Source organism: Acinetobacter sp. YH18001 (assembly GCF_013416975.1).
Classification (GTDB): domain Bacteria; phylum Pseudomonadota; class Gammaproteobacteria; order Pseudomonadales; family Moraxellaceae; genus Acinetobacter; species Acinetobacter pseudolwoffii.
Window position 1 is genome coordinate 1 of sequence record NZ_VPEU01000075.1, and the last position, 6,192, is coordinate 6,192.

Annotated in this window: 2 protein-coding genes and 3 pseudogenes; 3 read left to right on the forward strand and 2 right to left on the reverse strand. The window is 46.1% G+C overall.

The features are described 5' to 3' along the window. The 3 genes and pseudogenes from FTV48_RS13820 to FTV48_RS13830 form a co-directional block, all read left to right on the forward strand. A pseudogene (locus tag FTV48_RS13820) lies at positions 1-154 on the forward strand (IS3 family transposase); the annotation flags it as partial. Positions 155-306: 152 nt separating this feature from the next. After that, positions 307-1,257 carry an IS481 family transposase gene (locus FTV48_RS13825; RefSeq protein ID WP_005097272.1) on the forward strand — a complete coding sequence of 317 codons (951 nt, stop codon included), beginning with the start codon at positions 307-309 and terminating at the stop codon, positions 1,255-1,257. Beyond that, positions 1,257-1,418: pseudogene (locus FTV48_RS13830) on the forward strand (IS3 family transposase); the annotation flags it as partial. The gene FTV48_RS13825 and the pseudogene FTV48_RS13830, both read left to right, overlap by 1 nt. 123 nt (positions 1,419-1,541) lie before the next feature. Here the strand turns inward: FTV48_RS13830 and brxL are convergent. Both brxL and pglZ read right to left on the reverse strand, forming a co-directional pair. Beyond that, positions 1,542-3,581 carry a protease Lon-related BREX system protein BrxL gene (gene brxL, locus FTV48_RS13835; RefSeq protein WP_005021615.1) on the reverse strand — a complete coding sequence of 680 codons (2,040 nt, stop codon included), beginning with the start codon at positions 3,579-3,581 and terminating at the stop codon, positions 1,542-1,544. Positions 3,582-3,610: 29 nt separating this feature from the next. Next, positions 3,611-6,067 (reverse strand): annotated as a pseudogene (gene pglZ, locus FTV48_RS13840) (BREX-1 system phosphatase PglZ type A); the annotation flags it as partial. Positions 6,068-6,192 lie beyond the last annotated feature (125 nt).

Here is a 6,192-nt window from a genome sequence, read left to right on the forward strand (position 1 = left end):
AACCACCCGTAACCGAGATGACCAAAAACGGGCAGATGATTTAGTGAAACGTAATTTTAATGCTGATCATCCAAACCAACTATGGGTGGGTGACTTTACGTATATTCAAACTCATTCAGGCTGGGTATATACCGCATTTGTTATTGAACCGTACCGGGTTTGTCGGAGAGTCAATATTCTGAGAGACTATTCCGATGAAAAAACCAAACTATACCCCCGAAATTAGAGAAAGAGCGGTTCAATTACTAGGTGTTTAGTCCCAGATTTTAATGGTGCAATATTCTCAGATAAATGGAAGGAAGCACTATGGGACAAGTTCTACACAGCAGCGCCACAACGACACAGGCAGTGCGTCGAGCAATACAAAATAGTCAAGAGAGCTTAAGAACGCTAGCCAAGCGTTACGGCATCAATCAAAAGACCGTCGCAAAATGGAAGAAACGTACTTCAGTAGATGATCTTACAACCGGGCCAAAGAATCCTCGCTCAAGCGTGTTATCGCCTGAAGATGAGGCGGCAATTGTTGCTTTTCGAAAACGCACTTTGTTGCCGCTAGACGATTGCCTTTATGCATTGCAGCCGAGTATTCCTTATCTGACACGCTCGTCGTTACACCGCTGCTTGCAGCGGCATGGTATTTCACGACTGCCTGAGGTACAAGGTGATCGCCCTGTCAGGAAGCGCTTCAAGAGCTACCCCATTGGTTACTTTCATATCGACATCGCTGAGATGCGAACAGCACAGGGTAAGCTTTATCTCTTCGTTGCCATTGATCGCACTTCCAAGTTCGCGTTCACTGAATTGCATACTAAAGCCAGTAAGATGGCAGCCGCGGAGTTCCTGCGCAATCTGGTTAAGGCTGTGCCCTATAGAATCCATACGGTGCTAACAGATAACGGCATCCAGTTCACGAACCGCACCTGTGATCGCTACGCCTCTGAGCACATCTTTGATCGGATTTGTACTGAATGTGGCATTGAACATCGTCTTACCAAGGTCAAGCATCCATGGACCAATGGACAGGTCGAGCGGATGAACCGAACGATTAAAGAAGCTACTGTCAAACGGTTCCATTACGACGATCACACTCAGCTATGCATTCACCTTGCTGATTTTATTGCTGCATACAACTTCGGCCGCAGACTCAAAACACTCAGGGGCCTGACTCCCTACGAATTCATCTGCAAACAGTGGACAGATGAACCTGAACTTTTTAAGATTGATCCGATCCATCAAATGCCGGGACTAAACACCTAATTGAATCTGAAAAAGATTATCCTTCTACTTGGGCAGCAATCACAGCTATTGATCCTAAAATCGGTTGTACTCCTGAAACATTGCGTGTTTGGTATCAAAAATATTTAGATCAACAAAATCCTGTCAAAGTACAAAAGATATCTGATCAAGAAAAAATGAAGGGTAATCCCCCCTAAAATACTAGCTCTTTAAAAGAGGCAGTATTATGCTTTTACAACATGGTGTTTAACTTGAGAAACTGAAGTTAAAACAATCTACTGTAACTCTTCCAGACAGATATGAAATTAATCCACCCCTAGCCCCTTAAACACAGCATCTACCGGATCTGCATAGAAGCTGGTCTGGAACTTGGTAAACAGTTCCACAGGAATCGTTGGGATATCTGCCGCACTACTCATTGGCAAAGCAACCTTCTTGGCACCCGCATCAAAAGCAACTTGCAGACATTCGGCAATACTCTCCACCGGTGTCACAGAACCACCCAAGCTCATATCACCCAGTACCACCATCTGACTTTGTACCGATCGTCCTAACAGGCCAGAAGCAAAAGCCACTAAACTTGGCAGAGCAAGATGGCTGAGCGGGCCGGTATTCTGTAATTCCACCACATGTAAATGGAAATCATGTTCCAGCACCTTACTGCCCCCCGAGATCCGGGATGCATTGGCCTTGAAGTAATCAAAAGCAATCTTGACCTGTTCTTTGGCACTACTTGAATTCCATAAGCCAGATGTCGCCAATTTTCCTGAACCTTTGGTGACTTGCAGTTCTAAGCGGTATAAGCCTGGCATGCCCTTATTACTGAGTCCGATGGTATACAGAAAACCTGGTTTAGCAGGACCTTCGGGAATAAGTCCACCTCCACCCTGCTCTTTTACCGAGACAAAATGCTCTTCTAAGGTGTCATTGTCGATATAGCTGAAATGCACATCATAGAATTCCATCCCTCCAATTTTCTTCAGCTGTTCTTTGACCCGACGGCGCACCTGCAGTGCATATTCCAGGCATTGCCGTACATCTTCTTTGTTAAACTGACCATGTGGGTAGAGCAGCTTCATCAATCCAGAAACCGTCTTGCGAACGGCAATCACATCGCGCTGATTCAGGTTATTACCGAGTTTGAAGTACTTCTCAATGGCATCCGCAAAACTGCGCTTGCGCATTTCCCGGAAGAATTCAGCCAGATAATCAACAATCAGGCCATAACGGTTGGTGAAGAACTCCGGGCGCATCTTGGGAATTTCCCAGCCGGGGATATAAGCATGAAAACGATCGAAGAATGCCGAATCAATCATGGCTTCCGGGAAAGGAGCCAATAGATGACTGGTTTTTACCAAGGATTCAACACTTTGGTTAATATTACCCACAAAAACCATCGAAGCTGAGGCTTCCATCTGTTCACGACCACGGGCAAAAGATCCTGAAGCCATGTAGTCTTTCATGATCTGTACGCCATCTTTGTCCTTAAAGGAAATACCGGCGACTTCATCAAAAGCTACCACATCCCATAAGCCCACCAGACCAATACGGCGGCTACTCATGTTATAGAACAGGTTGGCGACAGTCGTTTGCCCACCGGAGACTAAAATACTATTCGGTGAACACTCTTTGTAAATATGGCTTTTCCCGGTACCGCGTGGTCCCAGTTCACAGACGTTATAGTTATTTTCAACGAATGGAACCATACGCGCTAATAGGTGCCATTGCACGTCCTCTTTTAACGAAGCCGGTTCCATGCCGATCGAACGGATTAAACTCTCGCGCCACTGATCAGTGCTTAATGCTGCTCTGCCACTGAAGAGTTCATCCATATTCATATTCGGCATTTGAATCGGCTTGAGTAAACTCACCCCAAATGGAGAACTAGTCTGTCCTTCTTCAAAATAATAACTGAGCGTAGCAATGACCCAGATACCACCAACAAGTAATTTTTCATACTCTTTGACGATGCCTGCCGAGATTTCGGCATCTTTGATGCCCAGATTACTAAATGATGCTTCGTATTTGTCCTTACGCTCATTCAGCTTTACGGTCACCCGATCAATGACCTTATAACTGCCACGCTCACGAACCAGGGATTTCACCTTCTCAGCTTCATCAGGTCGTACATAGTTCTCTGCCAGAACCGTCTTTACGTTACGTAGTCCCTGTTCAATGATCTCTGGATCATCCGAGGCACAGTACATTCCCAGCAGGTATTCGAGTACATAGACTGGGACATTGGCCCCTTCTTTGATCAGTTTAGTCAGATCCTTACGTACCACCCGCCCAGCAAAGTGTTCATTCAGCAGCTGATCCAGTTCTTTATCGTTAGCAGATTCCATGTAGGCTACGCTCTATCGTTAATTCGTTATCAGAAGAAGTCATCGGTAAATGCCAGATCAATGGTGACCTTATAGCGCTGCATTTCGATATTCAGGTCTTTGTCCTTCAGTACCAGGAAGTAATCTTTCTTACGGTCAAAATCAGTGCCAGACAATGAGAGTCTGACCTGTTTGACCCGATCGGCAACAGAATCGGTAGTGCTATCAAAAGTCAAAGTTTCTTCACTGGAAACTTTGAGATCCCCATCATAAATGGCAATGGATAAAGTCACTGGCATGACCAGCTCACTGACAGCTTCGGTTTGCATCAAATCAAACTTCTGGATGTTATTGACCATCTTCAGCGTGGATTTGGTAGAAATGACCTCAACTTTACGCTTGGTCCGCTGTCCAGCCTTTTCACCACGTAGCTGTTTTACCATCAGTACCGGCACCACAATTTCCTGAGGCATGATGCCGCCATGCACGAAACGTGAGCCTCCTACAAAATGGAAACGGTTCGCCCCTTTTGGAATCCAGAAATCAGTCGCAGATAGTGTGCCTGCCGTAGCTTGGGTTGAGCCTTTCCATGCTTCCTTGCTCTCTGGTAAACCATGCCCAATCACATAGCGTTTTTTGCTCTTCAATGTATTGGCTGGTTTTTCAGTCAAGCTTGAACGATCCGCAGATTCCAGTTTACTTTGCTGGAACAAGAAGCCATGGTCGGCTGTAATCAACAGGGTAGAAATATTGAAGTGCATTAAAATTTTGCGGCTGAGTTCGGTCAGCTCTTCAATGGCATGTTCCACCGCCATAAAGGTTTCTGATTCTGTCGAGGCACTGTCACCGCGTGCATCAATCACGTTGTGATAAACGTAAATCAGCTCATGGTCTTTCAGTGCTTCACGACCTTCATCACGCGACCAGCCTTTTACCATTTCAGCGGTGACTGCCAATCCATTATAGGCCGCCAGAATTTTGGATCGTGCTGCAGTCCCTTTGCTAGATTGCCCATCCACCCATACATCATCACCTGCAGCCTCTTTGTACTCCAAAGTCTGATGCGGCAACAACGAGGCCATGCCAAGTGTGGTGTAACTTGGTACAACACCCAGCTGTGAAGACAAGGTCGCTTCGGAATAACGCTTTTCATTAATACGATCACGCAGCTCTACCGCAGCTTCATAGCGAAAAGCATCACTGATAATTACCACAATACGGCGTTTCGTTGCAGAACTGAGTAAGGGTCTGACGTGGGTATCGTAGAAGTTCTGCTGATTTGGGATATCTGCCACTTTCCAAACATTCAAGCGTTGCTCAGCTTCAACCCGCTCTCCCCAGTTTCGTGCCAAGTGGTCAATAAACCAGTAGGAATAGCAATTTTCGACTTCTTCATCGAGTTTTTTCAGGATATCGACATGAGCGCGTTGAGAAGCAGCACTGTAGTGGCGATAGGCCATATCAAAGCGATACAACTCCTGCTCGTAGGCTTTATACAATGCTTCGCTGGAGTCGAAATAGAACCCAGAATCAAACTGCAGTCGCAGACTGAACAGCTCAATCGCTGCCTGCAACGCTGTATAGACGGTACGGTATTTACGGCGGGTTGCATCGTCCTTATGTTTGGAAGCCCAATAGCCATCCAGACGGGTAGAAATAATCGTTCTGAAATGTTCCAGTTCAGCTTTGGCTGCTGCAGGGATATGACTGGCCAGAGCAACAATGATCTTTTGTTCAATCACTTCAAAGGTCATGACATCGAGCAGCTGCTCCAGATCAAAGGCCCCGACCTTTTCTTGGATCCGCAGTGCATTTGCCACGGTCTGGGAGAGTGTGTCGAAGGTTGGGTAGTATTTGGAGCTGTCTCTCCAGCGCGACAAAAAGGCTCTAGCTGTTGCACGTGAACTGACAGATGACATCACCAGTTCTTGAGCCCATAGCGGTATATCGCCCAGGCTTTCACAGAAGCCCGTGGTCATTAAACGGATAAAGAACGTACCGAGCTTGAATGATGCTTCCCCATTCAATTCTTCAACTGATGCTGGATAACCAATTTCCGCCTGTAATGCGGTGACCAAAGCCGGCACCAGTTGGAATTTTTCCAGTTCAGCAAAGGATTCTGCATTGACTTCCAGAGCCAGGTTCTGCTGTACCATTTCATCTGCCAACGCCAGGACAATATGCATCAGCTCGGCACTGTCGGCCTTGACCACAGCTGCAATCATGGCCATATCCAGATCCTGTGCATCTGCATCAGGCTGGATATAGCGTTTTAAGGTACTCAGACGGGCTTTGGCTTTGAGGAACTCTTCACGTTTGGCCAGATGTTCTCTTAGACTCTGCTGCTGTAAACCCAGCTCATTGAAAATAATCGAGAAACGATCGGCATAGAAGCTGCGAGAATATAGCTTGATGTCCAGTAACCAGTCTTTTTCAGTTTCAGGCTCAGCACTTGGAAAATACAGCAAGTATTTGCCCTGCTGGTCTTGCAGTTCCAGTTTAAGCTTGTAGCCATTATTTTTTCAATGCCGAAGATGACGACTTATTATCAAAAATTTGCCAAATGGATTGATGGAGTTACAGGCGGGATCTTTATCAGTTTTGGCTGTCTGCTGATTCTGAATCGTGATTA